Source organism: Parerythrobacter aestuarii, from assembly GCF_030140925.1.
In the GTDB taxonomy this organism is placed as follows: Bacteria; Pseudomonadota; Alphaproteobacteria; order Sphingomonadales; family Sphingomonadaceae; genus Parerythrobacter; species Parerythrobacter aestuarii.
In genome coordinates, this window is the sequence record NZ_JARBWD010000001.1 from 1,638,330 (window position 1) to 1,661,210 (window position 22,881).

At 60.0% G+C, this 22,881-nt stretch carries 18 protein-coding genes and 2 tRNA genes; 15 read left to right on the forward strand and 5 right to left on the reverse strand.

The window, feature by feature from the left end:
- Window positions 1-20 precede the first annotated feature (20 nt).
- The 8 genes from recG to QPW08_RS08035 all read left to right on the forward strand — a co-directional run bounded on the left by recG (window position 21) and on the right by QPW08_RS08035 (window position 12,398).
- Window positions 21-2,081 (forward strand): ATP-dependent DNA helicase RecG, encoded by a 2,061-nt coding sequence (gene recG / locus QPW08_RS08000; RefSeq protein WP_284125204.1) that lies wholly within the window; start codon window positions 21-23, stop codon window positions 2,079-2,081.
- Window positions 2,082-2,320: 239 nt separating this feature from the next.
- On the forward strand, window positions 2,321-2,512 hold the full coding sequence (locus tag QPW08_RS08005) for a hypothetical protein (RefSeq protein ID WP_284125205.1): 192 nt from the start codon (window positions 2,321-2,323) through the stop codon (window positions 2,510-2,512).
- A gap of 246 nt (window positions 2,513-2,758) precedes the next feature.
- Entirely contained in the window at window positions 2,759-5,530 is a 2,772-nt protein-coding gene (locus QPW08_RS08010) for a hypothetical protein (RefSeq protein WP_284125206.1), read from the forward strand.
- Window positions 5,523-6,479, forward strand: coding sequence for a hypothetical protein (locus tag QPW08_RS08015; protein WP_284125207.1), 957 nt, complete (start codon window positions 5,523-5,525; stop codon window positions 6,477-6,479). Before QPW08_RS08010 ends, QPW08_RS08015 begins: the two co-directional genes overlap by 8 nt.
- On the forward strand, window positions 6,476-8,074 hold the full coding sequence (locus QPW08_RS08020) for a hypothetical protein (RefSeq protein ID WP_284125208.1): 1,599 nt from the start codon (window positions 6,476-6,478) through the stop codon (window positions 8,072-8,074). Before QPW08_RS08015 ends, QPW08_RS08020 begins: the two co-directional genes overlap by 4 nt.
- Window positions 8,075-8,103: 29 nt before the next feature.
- Window positions 8,104-9,900, forward strand: coding sequence for a YcaO-like family protein (locus QPW08_RS08025; protein WP_284125209.1), 1,797 nt, complete (start codon window positions 8,104-8,106; stop codon window positions 9,898-9,900).
- Window position 9,901: 1 nt separating this feature from the next.
- Entirely contained in the window at window positions 9,902-11,359 is a 1,458-nt protein-coding gene (locus QPW08_RS08030) for a nitroreductase family protein (RefSeq protein ID WP_284125210.1), read from the forward strand.
- Between the two features lie 4 nt (window positions 11,360-11,363).
- Window positions 11,364-12,398, forward strand: a complete 1,035-nt coding sequence (locus QPW08_RS08035) for a thiopeptide-type bacteriocin biosynthesis protein (protein WP_284125211.1) — start codon at window positions 11,364-11,366, stop codon at window positions 12,396-12,398.
- Window positions 12,399-12,421: 23 nt separating this feature from the next.
- Here the strand turns inward: QPW08_RS08035 and QPW08_RS08040 are convergent, their stop codons facing one another.
- The gene (locus QPW08_RS08040) at window positions 12,422-12,895 is read right to left on the reverse strand and encodes a low molecular weight protein-tyrosine-phosphatase (RefSeq protein ID WP_284125212.1); all 474 of its coding nucleotides are present in this window, start codon (window positions 12,893-12,895) and stop codon (window positions 12,422-12,424) included.
- The gene (locus tag QPW08_RS08045) at window positions 12,892-14,226 is read right to left on the reverse strand and encodes an ABC1 kinase family protein (protein WP_284125213.1); all 1,335 of its coding nucleotides are present in this window, start codon (window positions 14,224-14,226) and stop codon (window positions 12,892-12,894) included. The genes QPW08_RS08040 and QPW08_RS08045 overlap by 4 nt, the downstream gene beginning before the upstream one ends.
- Before the next feature lie 32 nt (window positions 14,227-14,258).
- On the opposite strand from QPW08_RS08045, the gene QPW08_RS08050 reads away from it, so the two are divergent.
- On the forward strand, window positions 14,259-14,726 hold the full coding sequence (locus tag QPW08_RS08050; RefSeq protein ID WP_284125214.1) for a DUF3429 domain-containing protein: 468 nt from the start codon (window positions 14,259-14,261) through the stop codon (window positions 14,724-14,726).
- A gap of 29 nt (window positions 14,727-14,755) precedes the next feature.
- Here QPW08_RS08050 and QPW08_RS08055 read toward each other — a convergent pair.
- Window positions 14,756-14,832: transfer RNA gene (locus QPW08_RS08055), tRNA-Pro, on the reverse strand.
- Window positions 14,833-14,943: 111 nt separating this feature from the next.
- Here QPW08_RS08055 and thyA point away from each other — a divergent pair.
- The 4 genes from thyA to QPW08_RS08075 all read left to right on the forward strand — a co-directional run bounded on the left by thyA (window position 14,944) and on the right by QPW08_RS08075 (window position 19,612).
- Window positions 14,944-15,900, forward strand: a complete 957-nt coding sequence (gene thyA, locus QPW08_RS08060) for a thymidylate synthase (protein WP_284125215.1) — start codon at window positions 14,944-14,946, stop codon at window positions 15,898-15,900.
- Window positions 15,901-16,003: 103 nt separating this feature from the next.
- Entirely contained in the window at window positions 16,004-17,293 is a 1,290-nt protein-coding gene (locus QPW08_RS08065; protein ID WP_284125216.1) for a 3-methyl-2-oxobutanoate dehydrogenase (2-methylpropanoyl-transferring) subunit alpha, read from the forward strand.
- Window positions 17,290-18,345: an alpha-ketoacid dehydrogenase subunit beta gene (locus QPW08_RS08070; RefSeq protein ID WP_284125217.1), complete on the forward strand. Its 1,056-nt coding sequence runs from the start codon at window positions 17,290-17,292 to the stop codon at window positions 18,343-18,345. The genes QPW08_RS08065 and QPW08_RS08070 overlap by 4 nt, the downstream gene beginning before the upstream one ends.
- Window positions 18,346-18,349: 4 nt before the next feature.
- Complete coding sequence (locus QPW08_RS08075; protein WP_284125218.1) at window positions 18,350-19,612, forward strand: dihydrolipoamide acetyltransferase family protein; 1,263 nt, start codon at window positions 18,350-18,352, stop codon at window positions 19,610-19,612.
- Here the strand turns inward: QPW08_RS08075 and QPW08_RS08080 are convergent, their stop codons facing one another.
- Window positions 19,613-20,056, reverse strand: coding sequence for a hypothetical protein (locus QPW08_RS08080; protein WP_284125219.1), 444 nt, complete (start codon window positions 20,054-20,056; stop codon window positions 19,613-19,615). It abuts the gene before it with no gap.
- Window positions 20,057-20,234: 178 nt separating this feature from the next.
- On the opposite strand from QPW08_RS08080, the gene QPW08_RS08085 reads away from it, so the two are divergent.
- Window positions 20,235-20,311 (forward strand) — tRNA-Asp (locus QPW08_RS08085).
- Window positions 20,312-20,447: 136 nt separating this feature from the next.
- Window positions 20,448-21,422, forward strand: a complete 975-nt coding sequence (locus QPW08_RS08090; protein WP_284125220.1) for an NAD(P)H-dependent flavin oxidoreductase — start codon at window positions 20,448-20,450, stop codon at window positions 21,420-21,422.
- Here QPW08_RS08090 and QPW08_RS08095 read toward each other — a convergent pair.
- Window positions 21,419-22,873 carry an MFS transporter gene (locus QPW08_RS08095; protein ID WP_284126318.1) on the reverse strand — a complete coding sequence of 485 codons (1,455 nt, stop codon included), beginning with the start codon at window positions 22,871-22,873 and terminating at the stop codon, window positions 21,419-21,421. The genes QPW08_RS08090 and QPW08_RS08095 overlap by 4 nt on opposite strands.
- Between the last annotated feature and the right edge of the window lie 8 nt (window positions 22,874-22,881).

Below are 22,881 nucleotides of genomic sequence, written 5' to 3' on the forward strand. Positions count from 1 at the left end.
AAGCGGCTATAGGTGCCATCATGCGCCCGGATATCCTCAACCCGCTGTTTGCTGAGGTCGATACGCTCGACGGCGTGGGGCCGAAGCTGAAGAAGCCGCTCGACAAGCTCGGTCTCACCCGGGTGCGCGATGTTGCCTACCACTTGCCCGACCGCTTCGTCACCCGGCGGGCGGTTCAGAACCTCGATGAAGCAGGCGAGGGTGAACAGATCGTCATTGCGCTTACCGCGACCGAGCACCGCCCATCGCGCAACAATCGCGGGCCGCACCGGGTGTTTGCGCAGGATGCGATCGGCAATATCTGCGCGCTGACCTATTTCGGGCGTGCCAGCTACACTGCCAAGAAGCTACTGCCGGTGGGCGAGCTGCGCTGGGTGGCGGGAAAACTGGAGCGCTATGGCGACATGCTGCAGATCGTCCATCCTGACCATGTGCTGGAGCAAGGCGGAGAGAGCCTGCAGCGATTGTGCGAGCCGGTCTATGCATTATCCGAAGGGCTTACCCAACCAAAGGTGGCGAGCCTGGTCGGACAAGCCCTGGGCAACCTACCACGGCTTCCCGAATGGATCGAACCGGGCCAGTTCGAGAAGCAGCAATGGCCGGACTGGGCCGATGCGCTCAAGTTGGCGCACAAGTCCGAAAACGCGCTGGCACGCGATCGGCTTGCCTATGATGAACTGCTCGCCAACAGCCTCGCGCTGATGCTGGTGCGGGCTGACAATCGCCAACGCAGGGGCAGGGCCTTGGTTGGCACTGGCCAACTGCGCAACAGGTTGCAACTGCCGTTCCCCCTTACGGGGGCGCAGAAGCGTTCAATTGCCGAGATCGAAGGCGACATGGCGCAGGAAGCGCCGATGCTGCGCCTGCTTCAAGGCGATGTCGGTGCGGGTAAGACTGTGGTCGCGCTCGAGGCCATGCTGGTCGCGGTCGAGGCCGGAGCGCAGGCGGCCTTGCTCGCCCCAACTGAAATCCTCGCCCGACAGCATTTCGAGACCCTGCGTGACATGGCTCGCCCGACGGGCGTGGAGGTTGCGCTGCTGACTGGCCGCGACAAGGGTCGGGCGCGCGAGAGTATCCTGATGGGCTTGCTCGACGGTTCGATCCAGATCGTGGTCGGCACACATGCGATCTTCCAGGATTCGGTGAACTATCGAGACCTTGGACTGGTGGTGATCGATGAGCAGCACCGCTTTGGTGTTGCCCAACGGTTGCAACTGGCTCGCAAGGGCAAGCGAACGCCGCATACGCTGGCTATGACCGCCACCCCAATCCCGCGCACGCTGACCCTCGCGCAATATGGCGAGATGGACGTCAGCAAGCTCGACGAAATGCCGCTCGGGCGTCAGGCCATCGATACCCGCGTTGTTGGGCAGGATCGGCTCGGCGAGGTCGTCGATGCAGTCGGGCGCCATATCGAAAGCGGCCAGCAGGCCTATTGGGTTTGCCCCATGGTGCATGACAGTGAGACCACTGACCTCGCCGCGGCCGAAGCGCGCTATGCGGTATTGAGGGAACGGTTCGGTGACACCGTCGTGCTGGTCCATGGCCAATTGGAACCGGCGGCCAAGGATGCCGCAATGGAGCGTTTCGCCAGCGGCCAGGCGAAATTGCTGGTTGCGACTACAGTCATCGAAGTCGGTGTCGATGTCCCAGCGGCTACGCTGATGGTGATCGAGCAGGCAGAGCGTTTCGGCCTCGCCCAGTTGCACCAACTGCGCGGCCGAGTAGGGCGTGGATCGGAGAAGTCCGTCTGTCTTCTGCTACGTGGGGAGGCCCTGTCAGAAACCGGACGGAAGCGCCTTGCCCTGATGCGCGAAACGCAAGACGGGTTCCGTATTGCCGAGGAGGACCTCGCGCTTCGCGGCGGCGGCGAGTTGCTGGGCACGCGGCAATCGGGCGACACGCCGTTTCGGGTTGCGGACCTTGAGCAGATACAGCGTCTGCTACCGATCGCTCATGATGATGCCCGCCTGCTGATAGATCGCGATGGCGGCCTCAACTCGCACCGCGGTGAAGCAGCGAGAGTGCTACTTTACTTGTTCGACCGTGACTGGGGCGTACAGCTTTTGCGAGGAGGCTAGCCAAATCAAATTTGGGGACGCGATTTGTCGAATATTTCGGATACACGTCGATAACGAATTCGCGTTATTCCGATATGATAACGGATATTCACTCCGCTAAACGAGATCAGTACAAGACATGAATTCAACATCGATAGATTGACGGACGATCAATCTACTATACAAGGTCACCCATCCAAGGCGGCAGGTTCTTAATAATTGGGGCTTGTCAGTGAGAAAAAATGCCTTGGTAAGGAGTGGTGACGAAGATGAAAAAGATGTCAGTGAATTTCGACGACTTTGATCTTGGCGAACTCGATGCATTCGATGTCGATGTGGTTGAAACCTCGGCCGGCGCTGCCCGGGCTGAGACGGCCGCTTCATGCATTATTTTCTCGTGCAATGGATGCAGCTGCTCTTGTGATGGTGAGGAGCCCGACAAGGTAGCCTGATCGGGGCGTGGCGGCAGCATTCATGCCGCCACATCTCCCTTCTTGCATGGGTTGCCAGGTGATTCGAGTTGCCAAGTTGCGTGAAGGCGATTCCGAATTGTTTGGCGATTGTACCAAGCCGTTACGCGGCGCATGCTGGGAATCGACATTATTGATCCGATGTTTCTCACCACATTTACTGGTTCATGGTGATCTGATGTGCACTGACAATGGATTTCCCGGATTCTTGGTGAACTGTAGCAGTTTGTGAATCAGCAAGAGATCCTGGCAAACCTTGGTGTCTCCAATTCCTATGTCGATCAGCGCTCTCCAGGCAAATTGACCTCGGATATGCAGGATGCAACTGCGCGAAATTTCGTTGAAGATCAGTCTGCTTTGGCGGCGCGCTCCGCAGTCACGGTAGCGCCCCATCTATTCGTCCGGCTTGCTGGCCTCCCCATTTCCCACTCCTTGCTGACCGATCACACGGCAGCAAGAGCGCTCTTGCTGGTCGAAGAAGCGGATCTGGAAAGAATGCATGCTGTCGCGGCTGCCTGTTCCAGGTTGGAAGTCCTGGTGCCCAGCGGTTTTGAAGCGAGTCCGGAGATTGGCCGTGGGCTCATCACCATCAAACGCGATCTCTTCAACCATCGGGCTCTTCGACGCGAGAGGAACCGAGCCGCGGTAGATTGGCTCGGCTCAAGCGATCGACAACTTATTGATACGGCTTATCAAGCGATCGAGGACTCCGAAGCAACGCGAACACAATACGAGCGGGCACATGAAGAAGAGAGGCTGCGGACGCGCATTGCCGCGCTGAATGGCACTGCAGATGGTCGCCTGGGCGCAGGTCTCGCGGTGATCAACCCTGCTCTCTACGACGTTCTTGAAGCTGCGAGGGCGGATCGAACTGGCTTAACCGACAAGGAGTTCAACCAACTTACCTCGACCGCCATGCGATATCTTCTTCGCGCCTCCCGGAAAACCAGTCCCATCGCCACATTTGGTCCCGTTTGGACGGCAGGATGGGAGGGGGAATACACGGTTGGGCAAGGCATCGGCGCACCCGAGCTTATTAGCTGTACCAGGAAGGTACGCTCCGCTTTGCTCCAGCGGCTCATGCAACACCTTCTGATCGATTGGGAAAATTTGGCTGGTGACGCGCCAGTCGCACTCAACCGGTCATTGAGCTTTAGCGAAGAAGGGGCTTGGGATTGGTGGAAGCGTCGCTTTGATGAAGCACCCAATGCCATACTGTCAGGCGCGCAACTCGAGCGAGTTTCCGGTCGGTCCGGAGCGATCTCGGCGATAGCGAGGGTTTTTGGATCGCATGGCCACGGTTTCATGACCGTCGCTGAACTTCGACAGGTCCTAGGGACTGCAGGCGGCGAGCATGTGAGTGATCGAATGGAGAAGGCCCTCCGATCTGCGTGGCAATCCCAACTCCTGGTTCCGATGCTCCATGACCATCAGGATGGCCTCGCTTGGGCGCGCGCAGCGACGAAACTACTTGCCCCGCACCTGGCATCAGCCATCGGCCCCAGGATCGAGGCACTTTGCGAATTGAGCGTTGACGAAGACCTACCGACGCGCGTTCTCGTGAGAGAATACCAAGAGGAATTCGCAGGGCTGCACGAGGCTGCCGGTATTCAGGGTAGCGAAGCGGTCCGGTCGATACTGACGGTCGACGCGCGAGCTGGGGGATTGGGCGATCGCCATCCCCGTCTGCCCGGTTCTTTGATCGCCACGTTGACGTCGCTGTGTCGTGCCATGCCTGCGCTAGCGGCCGACACGCCGAGTGCTCAGATGTTGGCCGGGATGCGCCGTCTCTTCGATGATCGGAACCCACGTGGTTCGGAAGGCAAGGAGCCGCTGTCTTCATTCGTGCAAGCATATTTCGATGCTGGAGGGGAAACCCAGTCGGAGATTCTTCAGCGCGCGATGGGGATGCCCGGAGCCACTGGTGAATTCGACCCGGATCCGATAAATCGTGGCGGTGCAAGGTTTCTCGATGATCTCGCTGCAGAGGCACGATCTTGCGAGGAAATCCGGTTGTCCTCTGGTGAACTTGAGAGTTTCTCCGACAAGACAAGTGGGCACGATTTCGACTACGTATCGCTGCAGTTCCATATCCAGTCGATTGGGGGAGGGAAGACCTTCGTCCTCAATCAGATATTCCCCGGGGCATGCTCGACATTGACCCGTTTCCTTCCTCGGAAAAAGGCCCCAGAGCAAAGCGATTACCTACGCAGAACACTCGGTCCACGCATTCCGTTTGAGATAAATGCCGCCTTCGGATTCAACGCAAGTGCGCATCCCGATCTCGTGGACCTTGCCCTTTCCATTCCGCCAATTCCCGACTGCAGCGAACGTGAATTGATCGATATCAAGTCTTTGTGGGTTGAGCGGGGCAGCCGTCCGGACGAGTTGCGTGTAAGAGGTCCCGAAGGACAAGAATACGCTCCCATATTCGTTGCTGCGCTCAATCCCATGTCTTTGCCAAAACAGTATCAGGCATTGCATGCGCTTTGCGTAAATCACTGGCGACATTCGGGGCTTTCAACTTCGATCATTCGTCGCGCCATGGAGGGTTTTGACGGTTTCTGTGCGCTTGCGCGGGTAAGTATCGATGATGTGATCGTCTTGCGTCGAACCTGGCTGGTGTCAGTTGAAGAGCTGCCCGATGTGGAAATCGGGTCAGCGGATTTTTTCCGGGCATTCAATACTTGGGCCGATCAAAAAGGCCTGCCGGTGCATCTGTTCTACCAAGCCAATGCCTTTCCCATGCCAGGAGACGAAAGGCCATTGGATCGACCCCACAATCGAAAGAAGCCCCGCCTGTACAAACCCATGCCGCTCGATCGCAATTGCGCCCTCGGAGTTGAACTGTTCCAACAGGCCGCCAGGAAATCGACTCTGGGATTGCTGCTGTGTGAGGCTTTGCCGTCGCCAACGGATGGAAGCTACACGTGCGGCGGGGAACCTGTGGCGGCGGAACTGGCGGTTGAGATCACCTGCCACAGGTTGATCGATGATTGAGTACGGCCTCCGCGTCGGTTTTCCCGATCCAACCGATTGGGGTTCAGGAGTCTCGCTGTTGTGGGAGGCGCTGACCTGCTGTTCCACTGAGACAGGTTTTACCTTTGCCTTGAGTCTGTGTCCCGAACGGAAGAATTCAGTGCTCGTCGGTGTTCGCGGAGCATTCGAATGGTTGGAACTTGAAGAGCGTATCGAGAAAGCCGCACAAAGCTCAGGTCTAGCGGTGCAACTGGAACGCGGCACCTTTCACAGTCAAATCCCTCTCGGCTTGCCGAAACTTGCAAGCGTTCGTGATGATTTTCGAGAGGCTATGTTCGGCAATTTGTCCTGCCTGATGAAAGGTCATCCCCAGGACGCGCCCTCTCGTCTCATCGCCGTAGGCGAAACATTCCTGTTGCTTGACCGTATCGATTGGGCGGACGGTCTGCGCTTGTGGCCATTATCACTGATAGGGCAAGTTTGGGCATTTGAACGGACGGGGGGAAGCGCGGTACAACCGGCGTTTCAAGCGGCAGAGCGGTTGATCCCGGTTCTTGCTGCGTCAGAAAAGACGCATGGGCTTTTCCAGCACGACACGACGCTGCCCGAGCATTTGGCCGCACGCCTCAGTTGCCTCCAGACTGCCTATAAGGGAGTCTGCACTTTGGTTGCCGAAATCGCACCAGCCGAGCGCGACCGCCTGAGCGAAAGTGCCGGGACTTTGCTGGCCGATATCCTGTCCGCAACCCACACGGCTGACGAAGCTCGCCGCACAGCCGCCCATCCCAATCACATGGCATACAGGATTTTCATGAGTTTGATCTACGACCTGGCTCCCCTCATTGCGCTACCCACTACGCGCCGGATCATGATTTTTCGGGCCACTATTGAGCTTTTGCGGCGGCATTATCCGTCCGTGATGACAAATGTGTTCGAGAGCGGAAACCAGTTGAGGCAGCCAAGCCTGTGACCGGTATCGAACCGTCCCGTCTCAAACCGTCGGTGATCTGGCGGCGAACGAACGCAGGTATCCTTGTCGAGCATGGACGCAGAAGTTTCGAGATGCGTGGAAGCAGCAAGGTTTTTTCAGCTGTTACGCGCCTCCTCGGGTTACTGGATGGAACCCGCTCAATCGACGAAATCCACCAAGGCATTCCCGAGCCGGTTCAGAGCTTGCTCGATCGTTTGGTAGTCGAACTCACAAGCCGGAACATGCTTACGGCGAGCGGTGAGGTTCCGGCAGAATGCCGTCAGGTGCCCAATGAAGTCGTCCGTCTGGTCCAGGACAGGTGCGAAGACTGGCAAAGCGCTCTCACGAGTTGGTGCAAGCAAGACGTGAGAATTTTTGCGCCGGGCGAACTGACCGAGAAGATTGGGCGCTATTGCACCGGCTTGGGCGTACATTCTGTGCAGGGCTGCGAGCCCGATGGTCAACAGTTGTCCCAGCAAAAACCGCTATGGATCTGGGTCGCGACAAATTCATCGGACGCGCATCGAGCGTTGGAAGTCGGAGACTGCGCCGGTGTAGTAGGCGCGGCCATGCGGGGGCCGTTGGCAGCCTTGCTATCGGGAGAACACAACAGGCTGGCGCATTTGCCCGCATTGCTGGACAAACTTCCAGACCTTGACGAGGGCTTGAGTGAAGCGGTCGTCAGCGGATTCTGCGCATTGCTTGCTCATGAGGCGCTACAGCTACATTTGCAGCCATTTCAGGATGAAGACGGCCGACAGGCCAATGAGATGCGGCTGTTCCGGCGCGACGGTTCGGTGCGGAGGTTACAGTTGGATGCAGCACTGCTGTCATCAGGGCCGTTTGACGTTGACAGCGCATCGCTTGCAGCGATCCCGCAGGCCGAAGGTCACCTTGCGCCCTTGTTCGATCGCGATACGCGTCTAATGAGTTGGACTGATGATCGCACCCCCGGGGTGCCCTTTCCGCTCTTTCATCGCAGTCTTGCCTTGGCGCAGTTCGGTGTGGCGGAGCACGATTCAAAATCGGTCTGTGAATGGGGTCTGACACCGGAAGAGGCGGAAAATCGCGCGATCCGGAGTGCGTTGCTGGAGATTGCCCGACGGAGCGAAACTCATCCTGTTCCAGATAGTTATTCGCCCCTGCTGGTCGAAGCTGATGAGAGCGACGCGCTACACATGGCTCGTGCCCTGCTGGCTGCACAGGATCATAAGTTGTGGAATCGCTCGAACCAGACACGCGTTGAACTGGACCAGGGCTGTGACGCCGAGCTTGATGCAATGGTGAGGCTTGCCCGGCTTTTTGCTGGAGGCCGCATGCCAAAACTGTTCGTCGGGTCGGATCCGCATAAGGCGGCATTCGTAGGCACGGCGGAGATTGCCGAACGATCAGCCAGCCGATTGTCCACGACAAGAGATCGCGCGCTCTACGAGGCAATCGGGACAATTTTGAGCAGCGTCCAACGGGGCACTGAGCTGGAGGACTGTCTTCCAGACAAATTGGTTGGGGAGGGGGGAGAGTCTACTTTCGTACCTAACGACGTGCTTGAATTCAGCAACTATGGCTTCGCGGTTGGTCGCGTGCGGTTCGGGTAGTTGCATTGGGCCTGCAGGATGAAGATCGAATGGCGGTTATCGGACGGGCCGTCGCGCCGGGTCAAAGGCTTTGCTTTGCTCACTTGGCCGATCATTCGAGTTTGCAGGACATGGTTGCGGAAGCGCGGGAGCAGGGTGAAACGACCCTGTTGGTGGCTGGCGATCAACGCGATGTGTGGATTATCCCGGCGATCACCCAATCGGCTTGTTTTCATTGCTTTGAGCTCTGGCGATATCAAGACAAGCTACTCGAAACGCCGGTATCCTGGTCTGGCGACGATCAACTTGGCTGGTGCCGCTTGCCCGAAGCAGCACAGGCTTTCGTCGACATGGCAATAGCTACCTATCCGTCGCAAAGTCCGGAATCGGCGGCGAATGCGCGCCATTGCGATCTTGTTTCCCGGACCGTGGAGGATCACCGTCTCCTGCGGCATCCATCGTGCCGGCTTTGTGCGGCAAGCAACAAGCTAGAAGTGCCACCGCCGGCGTCCAGCACGTTTGACGAGTCCGGCCAATCAGCCTTTGAACGCGCGCTGAGTCTGGGACACTTGCAGGTCATCCTTCGCGAACGAATATTCGATGTCGAGCACGGGATTGTGAGATCTCTCACCCGCCAGAGCGGTAGCAGGATTATCCCGGTCGCTTCCGTCAATGGATACAACTACTCCGGCCCTGGATCGGCCACATGGAGCTTTGGTCGAACAGGCCACTGCAACACCGATTGGACCGTCGCATGTTTAGAGGCGGTCGAACGGTTGTCCGGGTTGAGGCCGGTTCGCGGGCGGCGCACGGTCAGGGGATCTTTTGAAGAGCTTTCCGACAGCGCCGTCGACCCTCGGCTGTTCCTGTTGCCCGAGCCTCCCGGGCCAGATGAAGACGGTTCGGTGTTTTCACCCTTTTCGCCCGAGATACGGTATGATTGGTGCGAAGGCTTCTCTGTCGCGCGGGCTGGACCCGTCCATGTCCCTCTGCAGCTGGCATATTATGGCATGGCAAAGTCCGAGATTGCCGGCGGTATTTTCGTTGATGAGAACTCGAACGGTTGTTCGCTTGGTGGATCGATCCTGGAAGCGGCCTTCCACGGCCTGCTGGAGCTGCTCGAGCGAGACGCGTTCCTGCGACATTATTATGCCGATGCAGTGGTGCCGACATTTCCCGCAGAGGCATTCTCAGATCCGTTCATCGATGGCCTTGCTGCGCGAATTCGCGCGGACGGCTATGAGATCGATTTTCTGCAATTGCCTACGGGCACTTTGGCTTGCGCGATTGCGGCGCGAATTCGCCACGAAGCGAGCACCACGGGACCAGCCCTGGCTTTTGCTGCGGGTGCGCATCTTTCGCCCACGCGCGCAGCGCGGGCAGCGGCATGCGAAGTCGCGTCGAACATTGCTTCCCCTTCATCGGAAACCCTTGCCGAAAATCGCCAGCGAGGATTGCAGCTGTTGAATGCGCCGCATGAAGTTAAAACGATGAAGGACCATGGATTGCAGGGTTGGCCGAACGATGCATTCGACATGCGTGACTTTCGTACACGGACCGGAAGCGGCTTGAACCCGTCTTCACTTGATATTGGGCTGAGTGAGGCGTTCCATTCGTTGACCGACTCACTCGCAGGCAGCGGCATTGATGTCATCGTCGTCGATCAAAGCCATCCCAACCTGGTCAAAAGTGGGCTGCATTGCGTTAAGGTGCTTGCACCCGGGCTATTGCCAATGACCTTCGGTCATCGCCGCCGCCGCTTGAATGCCAAGGCATTGGCGCGGCTTCCTCTGGATGATGCAAGGGTGACGGATCCAAGAACCGTTCGCCCGCATCTGTTCCAATAGAATGACTGTGCGCGACCTATCAAAGCAGGAGGCCATTCAGGCGGTTGCCGCCTATATCGTCGCAACCTGTGAACGCAGGTTGGAGTTGCAAGGCTACAAATGGGATGAAATTCGCGCTCTTACCTTGGGAGAGACGCCTCCTTCCACAGCGCGACCCAATGGTCCGCTTCAGCCTTCTGAAAGGGGGTGGGAGCGGTTCCTGCCTGGGGGCAATCCTGTCGAAGGATGGGCCATCGCCCGCAATTCAGAGGGAAGTCTGGCCGAAATACTCAGCCTTAGCTGTATGCCGCTTCGGTTCGAACCATCCAACGCTTCGCTTTTTCACAGAGGCATCGCATCGGCCGGGGCAACATATCCGATAGACGTGCGGCTGGATATTTCTGGTCTGGTAGGAGATAGTTTCTGGCTTCAACTCGATCCGTACCAGTCTTGCCTGTTGCAGACCGGGCAATCGGTGGGGACCGATGCTGCCTCCGGCGAGGTTCGGATCGTGCTGAGCGGCGACCTTCGCAAATGCCTTCACCCGTATGGCGACATGAGCGCCAATCTGGCGGCATTTGAAGCTGGTATGATCGCGCACCAGATATTGTCGTTCGCACAGGCATTTGGCTGGCACGCCGAGGCGTACCTCGTTGGCGACGCGCATAAGGCAAGGCGAGAGCTTGGCATCGGGACGCCCGACCTTTGGCCGCTGCTCCAATTGCATATTTCCACTGGGGCAGACGAACCTGGAAAAGGCTTGAATCGTGGGATGTTTCAACCCTCGGGGATGCCGTCGAGCGATTTGTCTGGAGCCAATTTCCCATTCCTGGAACGCTACCGTCATGCTTGTGAATGTCGCGCGTCTCGGATGGAGAACCTCAAGCTCGCCGCAACGCGGCTGGGTCTAGGTCGTTACCACTCGCGCGATGAACTGCGGAACCTTTGCCTGCGCCGAACCTCGGGAGCATTGTCCGGCAACGGTCGTCCCGACGAGGTGTGGTCCAACGACGAGATATCCGGGATTATCGATCATCTTTCCACCTCGATGGCCGCAGGTCCATGCGAACAAATGGCACGACTTTCGTCCGTCCATCTCTCGTTTCGTGTATCAGAGACCACAATTCGCTCGATCCAGTGGGAGCCCTCGACGGGCGAGTTTCTTGAGCGGCCGACAATGCCCGGCGAGATGGCGGCGCTGGAAGGCATGCAAGCAAGTTTCATCGCTACTTTCGCGATCGATGATACCGAAATGCTGTGCGAGGTCGGACCACGCGGTCATCTGGCATCGACTATCTTGGTGGGCTTGCTTGTCCAAATGGTGTCTTTGGCCGCTACATCATTGGGGCGAGATGCACGGGCTATCGGGGCGTATGACGGCACTGCGGCAAACTGTCTCTTCTCCTTCGACCGACGGGCACTTTTGCAGGTCAAGGCCAGCCGATCGGTAAGGCCGAATCCTTCTTTTGTGATCGGGTAGGGCGATGACAAAGCCTCGCGAGGCATATCCCGAGACCGGCTCACTCCTCACAAGCGACCTTCCTCCGGTCGATGGCTGGTCGGCGTGGCATGTCTTCCTCTATGATTTCGGGGAGCAGGATGCCTTCCTTCACGAAGTCGTTGCGCCCCTGCTCGAAGGGATGAAAGCTCGGCAAGGCGAGACCTTCCGCTGGTTCTACATCCGCTACTGGGAAAATGGCTCACACCTACGCTTGCGCTTCCGGCACCTCGGCAGGAGCGATTTTGAAGACATCGGCAGGCAATTGCTTGCTTCAGTCGAGCGGTTTGCAGGCACACCAAGCGCAAGTATGCTCCAGGCATCCGCATCGCCATCTGCCGGAGGTTCGGGTGGTCCTGAGATACCAGTGCTCTTTCCGGCCGGGACAGTTGCGGAGATTGCCTACGAGCCGGAAACACGGCGCTATGGTGGCCGGCAATGCATTCGGGGGTGCGAAGATGCCTTCGAAGTGTCCAGCTCGATAGCCCTGCACTTTCTGGGGAGCGACCGGGCCACTGCAGCGGGACGGCGTGGGCTGGGGCTCTTGCTGACTGCCATTGGTGCGGCAATGGCGACCTCGAACGAGATGGAACTGTCCGCCTTCATGGCAGAAACACAATCGACATGGGCGCACTACCTTGGCGATCTGGTCTCCGGTACATCATCGCCGCACAGTCGTGCTCCGCGCTCACAGGAGATCGCACACCACGTGCTTTCCCTCGCATTGGCATCGCGCGAAGGCCAAATCCCTAATGACCCGCTTGCTGGGCAATGGACCGACCTGCTTGTCGCTGAGAAGGAACGAATGACAGCCCTGCATGTGCTGGGCGCGCTGGTTTGCCCAAGGACAGGGGCTGTAACGCGGTCAGATCATGATCGGGACCGGGCGATCGCGAGCATATTCTCATCCTACAACCACATGATGATGAACCGGCTGGGGATCACACCAGCGCTGGAGTATGAGTTTGCCTCTCTGCTGGCAGAAGCTCTGGCAAGCAGTCCTTCTTTGAGTGAGAACTGAATGCTGGCTCCTCGGCGGTTGAGCTAAAGCTCAGAGCGGAAAGACCGGACCAGCGCCTGCGCAGCCATCCAGACGTCTTCCCATGTGTCTGCGAAGTTCTCTTCGCCGCCATAGTAGGGGTCCGCCACCGCTGCACCTTCACGGCCCGGAACCATATCCATCAGAAGCGCGACGTGTGCCTCATGGTCGCCGGGTGCAATGCGCCGGATATTTGGCAAGTTCGAATGGTCCAGCGCGAGGATGTGGGTGAAGCGGGTGAAATCCGCTGCCTGGATCTGTCGGCCCCGATAATGGGCAATTTCTATGCCATGCCTGGCAGCGGTGCGGATGCTTCGAACATCGGGTGGTTCGCCGACATGATAGGCTGCGGTTCCGGCACTGTCCGCCTCTGCGTCCAGACCGGCATCGGCCGCAGCCTTGCGAAAAGCGGCCTCGGCCAGCGGCGAACGGCAGATATTGCCGAGACAGACGAACAGGACAGCGGGCGTGATGCTCATGCGGTTTCTGCTAGCACATCTTCGACCGCTGCGCGGACATTGACGACAGCCTTGAGCCTTGCCCCGAGCAGCGCCGTTCCGCTGACCTTGCGTTGGACGAACAACGTTTCCGCCGGCGGCAGGTGCCAGCTCTGACGGTCCTGGGCGATGGCTATGCCTTCGTCGCGCAGCAGCGGGACGAAGGACCGGTCGCCGAAGTCGAAATCGGCATCGCGGCTCATTTCGGTCACGATGATGTCGATCATCCGGTCGATCCGCTCAGGATGGCGCTCGAGCACGGGTTCGTTGATGAAACCGGCAGCGAGCGCCTCCTGTTGCACTGCAATCGGATCTTGCCGCAATCCGGCTTCCACCAAGCGGCGGTAGGCCGCCCCCACTGCCGGATCGACTGCGCGGGTCGCCCCGAAATCCAGCAGCACAACCTTGCCGCTGGCCCTGTGGTAGCGGAAGTTGGCAAAGTTGGGATCGGTCTGCATCACACCGAATTCGAAAAGTTCGCGGGTGACCAGCCGGATCAGCCGCTCAAACACTTCGTTGCGTAGGACCTGTGGTTCGTGTTCGAGCGATTCGATGGGGATGCCTTCCTCGAAGCTCATGGCCAGGATGCGGTCGCGGGTCAGGCCTTCGTGGAGCCTGGGGACAATGAATTCGGGCCGGTCCACCAGCCGCTCGCGATAGAGCCGCATCTGCTCGCCTTCGCGGCGGTAGTCGGCCTCTTCGTGCAATTGCTCCTTGGAGGCCTTGAGCAAGGGCGCGGCGTCCAGCTCCTTCGGCAAGAGACCCGAGACCCGCAGCAGGGTCGCGACATTATCTACGTCGCTGTCAATGCTCTGCGCCACGCCGGGATACTGCACCTTGATCGCCAGCAACTCGCCCTCACGGGTCAGCGCGCGGTGGACCTGTCCGATACTGGCCGCTGCGATCGGGCGCGGCTCGAAACGGCGGAATTGCTTGCGCCAGTCCTTGCCCCATTCGCTGGACAAGACTTTGTCGAGTTGGGCAGGTGGCATGAAATTGGCCTGGTCGCGCAAGGTCGAAAGGATCTGTGACAGCTCGGCAGGGAGCATGTCGCCCGCATCCATGCTGATCATCTGCCCCAGCTTCATGGCTGCACCGCGCAGGTGTGCAAGTCTCTCGGTCAGGCGCCTCGCATTGCCTGGCGTCAGTACCAGCTCTTCGAAGCGAGGGCGCTCTCCAGCTGCCAGCCGCTTGGCGCCTTCGCCCAATACAGAACCCGCGACGCCGCCGGCCAATCGGCCAAAGCCGGCCAGACGTGAAAGTCGCCCGCTGGGAACCGCGCGGTGGCGCGAAGGATTGTCAGTGTCGGACATTGAAGATCGCAAGCAACGGGGGAACGAAGATTATGCAGGACAAACCGGCCAAGCCGCCGAGCGTTCCGGGCATGGCAAAATGGCTTGGTTATGCCGGCCTGCTACCGCAACTGATCGCGCTGGTGCTTGTGGTCCGCGGTGGGGCGCTGGAATGGATCGCGCTGGCCTCTAGCTACGCCTACGCCGCGCTGATCTTCAGCTTCCTTGGCGGGGTCTGGTGGGGACAGGCCGTCACTACGTCCGATTCGCCGAAATGGATTTACGGAGCTGCCGTGTTGCCCAGCCTGATCGGCTTGGCACTGTTCCTGCCGTGGACATTCGGCTCTGAATGGCCGGGGCCTTCGCTGTTGTGGCTTGGGCTAGCCATCGTGTTGTCGCCGCTAGTCGATCGCAAGCTGGGGTGGGGCGGCGGTGACTGGCTCACACTGCGCTGGCGGCTATCGCTCGGCCTTGGTGGGCTTAGCGTGGCGCTGGCACTGCTGGCAATGGAGCGGGCCTGACATCGCCGAAAGTTTTGAAACGGCGAAACTGGTCGGGGAGAGAGGATTCGAACCTCCGGCCCCTGCCTCCCGAAGACAGTGCTCTACCAGGCTGAGCTACTCCCCGACCGTGTCGGTCCCGCCGGACAAAGTGCCGTGGCGGGTCGAGGCAAGGCGCGCCCTATAGGTGGGACAAGCCGGGGTGGCAAGCGGGCAATTGCGCGCCTATGGAAATTGCATGGCCACTGCCTCTTCCCTGACCGATTCTTCGCCCGCGGCGCATCCTGAGCAGCAATATCTCGAGCTGATGCGCCAGATCTGGGAGCAGGGCAGCGAGCGGGTTGACCGCACCGGGGTCGGCACGCGCTCGGTGTTCGGCGCGCAGCTCCGATTCGACTTGGCCGGTGGCGCAATGCCGCTGCTCACCACCAAGCGGGTGTACTGGAAGACCGCCACGCGCGAGATGTTATGGTTCCTCACCGGCGATACCAATATTCGCCCGCTGGTGCTGCAAGGCGTGAAGATCTGGAACGAATGGCCGCATGCGCGTTACGTAAGAGAAACCGGCCAGGACATCGCGCTCGATGATTTCATCCAGCGGATCGCCGATGACGAGACCTTTGCCGAGCGCTGGGGGGATCTCGGCCCGGTCTATGGCAAGCAATGGGTCGACTGGCCGACATACCGCTATCGCAAGGACGGGCTCTACGAGAAGGGCAAAGGGATCAACCAGGTGGCCGATGTGGTCGAAAGCCTGCGCACCAATCCCGGCAGTCGCCGCCATATCATCGAAGGCTGGAATGTCGCCGAGCTCGATCGCATGGCCTTGCCGCCGTGCCACAAGACTTACCAGTTTCATGTCGCCGGAGACCGGCTCAATTGCCTGCTCTACCAGCGTAGCTGCGATGTTGCGCTGGGGCTCCCGTTCAACCTTTGGTCGGCGGCGTTGCTCCAGCGGATGATTGCGCAGCAGACCGACCTCGAACCGGGCGAACTGGTGTGGATGGGGGGCGACACGCACCTCTATCTCAACCATGAGCACTTGATCACAGAACAGCTGGCGCGGGAACCGCAAGGGCATCCGGTGCTTGAGATGGTCAGGCGGCCGGCAAGCATTTTCGACTACGCAATCGACGATTTCGTAGTGCAAAATTACACGCCGCATGCCCCGATCAAGGCACCTGTTGCGGTCTGAGCCCTCGGGGGTGCATTTGCTTGACCGCAGGCCGCGCGCGCAATAAAAGTACGCGCAATTGTAAGAATGCATCTGCCGGTTTGGGCAGAGGGGAGAGCGCCACATGGCCGATCGGCCCGCGGGGTCCAACAAGCCCCATCTCGAATTGCACGTGCCCGAGCCGAAGTACCGGCCGGGTGACAAGGCCGACTTTTCCTATCTCGACATACCCGAGGCAGGGGCGCAGCCTCGGCCTGACGAAGCCTGCGACCCGCGTGAGACCACGCCGCTGGTGCATGACCTGATCCGTGTCCTGGGCGATGATGACAAGGCGCACGGGCCCTGGGATCCCAAGCTCGATCCGGACACGCTGCGCACAATGCTGCGGCATTTCTCCATGGTCCGCGCCTTCGATGAGCGCATGTTCCGCGGGCAGCGGCAGGGCAAGACCAGCTTCTACATGAAGTGTACCGGTGAGGAGGCGACCAGCGTCTCCGCCGCCATGGCGCTCGCCAGCGACGACATGGTGTTCCCGAGTTATCGCCAGCAGGGCATATTGATCGCGCGTGGCTACCCGCTGGTCGAGATGATCAACCAGATCTACTCGAACAAGGCCGACAAGCTGAAGGGCCGCCAGCTGCCGATCATGTATTCGAGCCGCGAGCACAGCTTCTTCTCGATTTCCGGCAACCTTGCGACCCAGCTGCCGCAGGCGGTCGGTTGGGCGATGGCGAGCGCTTCGAAGAACGACAGTCGCATCGCCGCGACCTGGGTGGGTGAGGGCTCGACCGCCGAGGGTGACTTCCACGCCGCCTGCACCTTCGCCACTGTCTACAACGCGCCGGTCATCTTCAACGTCGTGAACAACCAGTGGGCGATTTCGAGCTTTTCAGGGTTCGCCGGGGCGGAACGGACGACTTTTGCGGCGCGCGGCCTCGGCTATGGCATCGCCTCGCTTCGCGTCGACGGGAACGATCCGCTGGCGGTCTATGCTGCCGAACGCTGGGCCGCCAACCGCGCCCGCGCCAACGGGGGGCCGACGCTGATCGAGCACTTCACTTACCGTTCCGAGGGGCACTCGACTTCGGACGATCCCAGCGCCTACCGCAGCGCGCAGGAGCGCGAGGAATGGCCGCTGGGCGATCCGATCAACCGGCTCAAGAAACATCTCATCGCCATCGGGGGGTGGGATGAAGATCGACACGCGGCGATGGACCTCGAAGCCGCAGAATACGTAAAGACCACGACCAAGGAGGCCGAGAAGAACGGCATTCTAGGCCATGGCTTGCACCAGCCGTTCCGGACGATGTTCCAGGACGTATACGAAGAACTGCCCTGGCACCTTGAAGAGCAGGCCGCGCAGGCGCGCCGCGAGCGCGAGGTCAAATGGCCCGGAGAGGAGCCCTGGTCATGAGCGACGTGAAGGAACAGGCTGTGGCGAAAGCGGGCACCGAGCGGCGGCTCAACATGATCGAGGCGATCAATGACGCGCTCGACATCATGCTGGAGCGCGATCCGAACGTTATCATCATGGGCGAGGACGTGGGCTACTTTGGCGGCGTGTTCCGCGCCACGGCTCACCTGCAAGAGAAATATGGCAAGAACCGCGTCTTTGACACGCCAATTTCCGAATGCGGCATTATCGGCGCCGCGGTGGGGATGGGGGCTTATGGCCTGCGCCCGGTGCCGGAAATCCAGTTTGCCGACTACATCTATCCCGGGCTCGACCAGCTGATCTCCGAAGCGGCGCGGCTGCGCTATCGCTCGGCCTGCGACTATATCGCGCCGATGACCGTGCGGTCGCCCTTTGGCGGCGGCATCTTCGGCGGCCAGACCCACAGCCAGAGCCCGGAGGCGCTGTTCACCCATGTGGCGGGCCTCAAGACAGTGATCCCATCGACACCCTATGATGCGAAGGGCCTGCTGATCAGCTGCATCGAAGATGATGATCCGGTCATCTTTTTCGAGCCAAAGCGCATCTATAACGGTCCGTTCTCAGGATATTACGACAAGCCGGTCGAGCCGTGGAAAAAGCACCAGGACAGCGCTGTGCCGGAAGGGCACTACACAATCCCGCTGGGGAAGGCGCGGGTGGTGACCGAGGGCGAGCAGCTGACCGTGCTTGCTTATGGCACCATGGTCCATGTGGCCGAGGCGGTCTGCCGCGAGAAAGGCGTCGATGCCGAAATTCTCGACCTGCGCACGTTGGTCCCGCTCGATATCGAAGCTATCGAAGCCTCTGTCGCGAAGACCGGCAGGTGCATGATCGTGCATGAGGCCACCCGCACCTCCGGCTTCGGCGCGGAGCTTTCCGCCCTTGTACAGGAACGCTGCTTCTATCACCTCGAAGCCCCGATCGAACGTGTGACCGGTTTCGACACTCCCTATCCGCACAGCCTCGAGTGGGCCTATTTCCCTGGCCCGATCCGCATCGGTGAGGCCATCGACAAGCTTTTGAAGGACTAACCCCATGGCAAAGTTTGTATTCAACATGCCTGATGTGGGCGAAGGTGTTGCCGAGGCTGAAATCGTCGAGTGGCACGTCAAGGTCGGCGACACGGTGTCGGAAGACCAGCATCTGGTCGATGTGATGACCGACAAGGCAACGATCGATATCGAGAGCCCGGTCGACGGCAAGGTACTCGAAATCGCCGGCGAGCCAGGCGATGTGGTGTCGGTCGGCGCAATGCTGCTGGTGATCGAAGTCGAGGGTGAAGTTCCCGAAGAGGTCGAAGAAGCCAGCGCGGCAGTTGCGGATGAGGCTCCTGCGCCTGAACCGGTGTCTGCGCCCGCTCCAGAACCGGTACCTGCGCCAGCACCCGTACCGAGCCCGGCACCCGCACCGGCAGCGGCGCAGAAGGTTGAGAGCAAGGTCCTCGCCTCCCCCGCCGTCCGCGCCCGCGCCAGGGATCTCGGCATCGACCTCGGCGATGTTAAGCCCGCTGAAGACGGCCGTATCCGCCACAGCGATCTCGACGCGTACCTGTCCTACACCGGCGGTTTCAGCGCAGCAGCGCCGACGCGCGGCGACGAAGAGATCAAAGTCATCGGCATGCGCCGCCGCATTGCCGAGAACATGGCCGCAGCCAAGCGCCACATCCCGCATTTCACCTATGTCGAGGAATGCGACGTCACCGATCTTGAGGCCATGCGGGCCCAGCTCAACGCCAATCGCGGAGAAAAGCCCAAGCTGACGATCCTGCCGCTGCTGATCACGGCGATCTGCAAGACATTGCCGGATTTCCCGATGATCAATGCCCGCTACGACGACGAGGGCGACGTAGTGACACGGCACGGTGCGGTGCACATGGGCATGGCGGCGCAAACCGACGCGGGACTGATGGTCCCGGTCATTCGCAACGCCCAGTCGCACAATATCTGGCAGCTCGCCAACGAGATCGCTCGGCTTGCCGAGGCGGCGCGAACCGGCAAGGCCAAGTCGGAAGAACTGTCCGGGGGTACTCTTACCGTTACGTCACTCGGCCCGCTGGGCGGGGTTGCCACGACCCCGGTCATCAACCGGCCCGAAGTCGCGATCATCGGCCCCAACCGGATTATCGAGCGCCCGATGTTCGTGCCTGATGGCATGGGCGGCGAGCGGATCGCGAAGCGCAAGCTGATGAATATCTCGATCAGCTGCGACCACCGCGTGGTTGATGGCTATGATGCTGCGAGCTTCATCCAGGCGCTCAAGCGACTGACAGAGGCTCCGGCGCTGATTCTTGCGGTTTGATCAGCGCACGATCGCGCTGTAGCTGAACACTCCACGGCCAAGGGCAGCCTGCGCGTTACTGACTTGCCAGCGCAAGTGCGTCACGTCCTCGGGACTGGCTTTGCGTGATCCAGTTCGCAGTTTGGTGAGATGGCCCCAGCTCTTGCCGCCATCGATCGACACTTCGGGTTCGTGTCCACCGCTGCGCTGGTAAGCGAGGTCGCGCGGCACACGGCTCGAAACGGTGAAGCTGTCACTGCGCCCTGCTGCGCTCCAGTTGAGCATGAGGACAACCGAATCGCCCCGTCGCAGCTCGTAGGCCGGCTCCAGCGCACGCACTATTCGATTGCCGTCGCGTTCGGCACGTTCGATGTAGACTGACCGCTCGATTTCGATCCCGGCTTGTGCTGCAACTGCACCTGCGGCGAGGCTGGCGATACTCATGAACAGCATCAATGTACGCACGGCCTACCCCCCGTTTGCCAGCGAATTGCGGTGCTTCGTGAAGTGCCGGAAAGAGCCGAATATATGGTTAACGGGTCAGTAAATTTCCGGCCTGAGAAATTTGCGTTCAATCCTTGTTGACAGCCTTGGGAGCCTGCCCTAATTGCGCCGCTCCCAAGAGGCGCTGACGCGCAAATGCGCGGGTGTAGCTCAGTTGGTTAGAGTATCGGCCTGTCACGCCGAGGGTCGCGGGTTCGAGTCCCGTCACTCGCGCCACTTGGGACCTAACCCTTCATTCTGAAGTCCCGGCCGCAGCTCCTTGCAGCTTGCGACCGTGCTAGCAATTCTATCCTTGAGCTTTGCCGCGTGTCGGGCAAGTGTCGCCAACAACGCGATACAGGGAGAGAATGCCATGAAGACTGCCATCACCGAAATGTTCGGAATCAAGCACCCCATTATCCAGGGCGGGATGCACTACGTGGGGTTCGCCGAGATGGCAGCGGCGGTCTCCAATGCGGGCGGGCTGGGGATCATTACGGGCCTGACGCTGGGTACCCCGGAAAAGCTCGCCAATGAGATCGCCAAGTGCAAGGACATGACCGACAAGCCGTTCGGTGTGAACCTGACCTTCCTGCCCAGCCTGACCCCGCCGGACTATCCCGGCCTGGTCAAGGCGATCATCGATGGCGGCGTCAAGGCGGTGGAGACTGCCGGCCGCAACCCGGTACAGGTGATGCCCGCGTTGAAGGATGCGGGGATCAAGGTGATCCACAAATGCACCAGCGTGCGCCACAGCCTGAAAGCGCAGGAGATCGGCTGCGATGCCGTTTCGGTGGATGGTTTCGAATGCGGCGGACATCCGGGCGAGGATGATATCCCGAACTTCATCCTGCTGCCCCGCGCGGCCGACGAGTTGGAAATTCCTTTCGTTTCCTCGGGCGGCATGGCCGATGGGCGCAGCCTCGTCGCTTCGCTCGCCATGGGTGCAGCAGGCATGAACATGGGCACGCGCTTTATCGCCACCAAGGAAGCGCCGGTGCACGAGAACGTGAAGAAGGCCATCGTCGCCGCCAGCGAACTCGACACTCGACTCGTCATGCGTCCGCTGCGCAATACCGAGCGGGTGATGACAAATGATGCGGTCGAGGAACTGCTCAAGATCGAGAAAGAGAAGGGCGACGATCTCAAGTTCGAGGACATTATCGAACAGGTCGCCGGGATCTATCCGCGCATCATGACCGAAGGCGACATGGATGCGGGCGCGTGGAGCTGTGGCATGGTTGCCGGGCTGATCCATGACATCCCGACCTGCCAGGAACTGATCGACGGGATCATGCAGCAGGCCGAGGACATTATTGCCCGGATGAACAGGCTGCAGGCGGGCTAATTCCTCGTCAGCGAGGAGAGCCGTTCAAGGTTCGCCTCGTGTTCCTCCTTGGTGATCCGGTAGCGGCTGATGGCAAAGATCATTGACAGCCATAGTAGCAGCAGGCTGGGAGCGTAGAGCGCGCCCAGCCACCACAGTGTGTCGGCCGGAACGTCCGCAGCGTTCTCCTGGCCCTGCGGGAAAGACACTGCCGACAGGATCAGCCCGCCGATAAAGGAACCAAGCCCGACCGTGCATTTGCGGGTGAAGGTCACCGCAGCATAAAACACGCCCTCTGAGCGGCGGCCGGTGCGCAGCTCGCTGCTTTCAACGAGATCTGCGATCATCGAATAAAGGACAGCCTGCAAAGCAATGATAAGGCTCAGGTCGAACAGGTTGATTGCTGCCACCAGCGGAAACAGGATCGGGTCCCCATTGTCCGGCATTAGGTCGAACAGGCGCAGGATCACCGGCATTGGCGCAACGGTGAAGGCGACGAGGCCCATGATGACGACGGCCTTCTTCTTGCCCCACCAACGCACAGTTCTGGGCGCAATGAAAAAGCCGACAATGGCCGAGAAGAAGACCGACGCGGTCCAGAGGAACTGCTGGAAGCTGGAAAAGCCCCAGAAGTATGTCAGGATGGTGAAGGCCAGCGCGGCAGCGAGACCGGTCGCGATCGAACCCAGCATCGTCGCCACAAACAGCGCCAGGAAGCTCTTTTCGCGGAGGGTTTCGAACATTTCGCCAAACAGCTTGCGCAGGGAGAAGGCGCTCTTTTCTGGCGGCTGCCGCAGCTGCGGAATATTTCGGTGTGTGAAAAGCGACGACACAACGATGGCGGTGAACATCAGCGCAGAGGCAATAACACCATAGGTTGCATAGCCATCGCGGTTGAGGATGCCGAGCTTGTAGGTCGCGGTTGGAACCAGCAGCGCGCCAAACATCAGGACCGTCATGGCATTGCCGCCGATCCAGCCGAACATGATGCGGTAGCTCTGCAGGCTGGCGCGTTCCTGGTAGTCGGAGGAGAGCTCGGGCAGAAGTGCGGCGCTGGGTGTTTCGTAGAAAGTGATAAAGGTGCGGATTAGCACCGCAAGACCGAGCAGATACACGAACAGCTCGCCCTGGCTCCAGTCGGGTGGGTTCCACAAGAGGTAGTAGCTGGCGGCGACAGGGATAGCTGAAGCATACATGAAAGGGTGTCTGCGGCCCCACCGTGAATGCAGGTTGTCGGACCAATAGCCCACCAACGGGTCGCTGATGGCATCGAGCACCAGCGCAATGAGGATGGCGAGGCCGACTAGGCCTGGTTCAAGGCCCACCACCGTGCCGTAGAACAGCAGGAGGAAGTAATTGAACCCCCCGTCCTTGACCCCGAAGGCGACCGAGCCAAATCCATAAGCGAGCTTGGTTCCGATGCCCGGAGCATCGGCCGCGCGATCAGGCGAAGCGGTTGGTTGTGCAGCCAGCTTTGTCT

What these genes read in the sequence shown, in the direction of transcription:
- recG (WP_284125204.1), top strand. Translation starts at nt 21, where the DNA reads ATGCGCCCGGATATCCTCAACCCGCTGTTTGCTGAGGTCGATACGCTC.
- QPW08_RS08015 (WP_284125207.1), top strand. Translation starts at nt 5,523, where the DNA reads ATGATTGAGTACGGCCTCCGCGTCGGTTTTCCCGATCCAACCGATTGG.
- QPW08_RS08025 (WP_284125209.1), top strand. Translation starts at nt 8,104, where the DNA reads ATGGCGGTTATCGGACGGGCCGTCGCGCCGGGTCAAAGGCTTTGCTTT.
- QPW08_RS08030 (WP_284125210.1), top strand. Translation starts at nt 9,902, where the DNA reads ATGACTGTGCGCGACCTATCAAAGCAGGAGGCCATTCAGGCGGTTGCC.
- QPW08_RS08035 (WP_284125211.1), top strand. Translation starts at nt 11,364, where the DNA reads ATGACAAAGCCTCGCGAGGCATATCCCGAGACCGGCTCACTCCTCACA.
- QPW08_RS08040 (WP_284125212.1), bottom strand. Translation starts at nt 12,895, where the DNA reads ATGAGCATCACGCCCGCTGTCCTGTTCGTCTGTCTCGGCAATATCTGC.
- QPW08_RS08045 (WP_284125213.1), bottom strand. Translation starts at nt 14,226, where the DNA reads ATGTCCGACACTGACAATCCTTCGCGCCACCGCGCGGTTCCCAGCGGG.
- QPW08_RS08050 (WP_284125214.1), top strand. Translation starts at nt 14,259, where the DNA reads ATGCAGGACAAACCGGCCAAGCCGCCGAGCGTTCCGGGCATGGCAAAA.
- thyA (WP_284125215.1), top strand. Translation starts at nt 14,944, where the DNA reads ATGGCCACTGCCTCTTCCCTGACCGATTCTTCGCCCGCGGCGCATCCT.
- QPW08_RS08065 (WP_284125216.1), top strand. Translation starts at nt 16,004, where the DNA reads ATGGCCGATCGGCCCGCGGGGTCCAACAAGCCCCATCTCGAATTGCAC.
- QPW08_RS08070 (WP_284125217.1), top strand. Translation starts at nt 17,290, where the DNA reads ATGAGCGACGTGAAGGAACAGGCTGTGGCGAAAGCGGGCACCGAGCGG.
- QPW08_RS08075 (WP_284125218.1), top strand. Translation starts at nt 18,350, where the DNA reads ATGGCAAAGTTTGTATTCAACATGCCTGATGTGGGCGAAGGTGTTGCC.
- QPW08_RS08090 (WP_284125220.1), top strand. Translation starts at nt 20,448, where the DNA reads ATGAAGACTGCCATCACCGAAATGTTCGGAATCAAGCACCCCATTATC.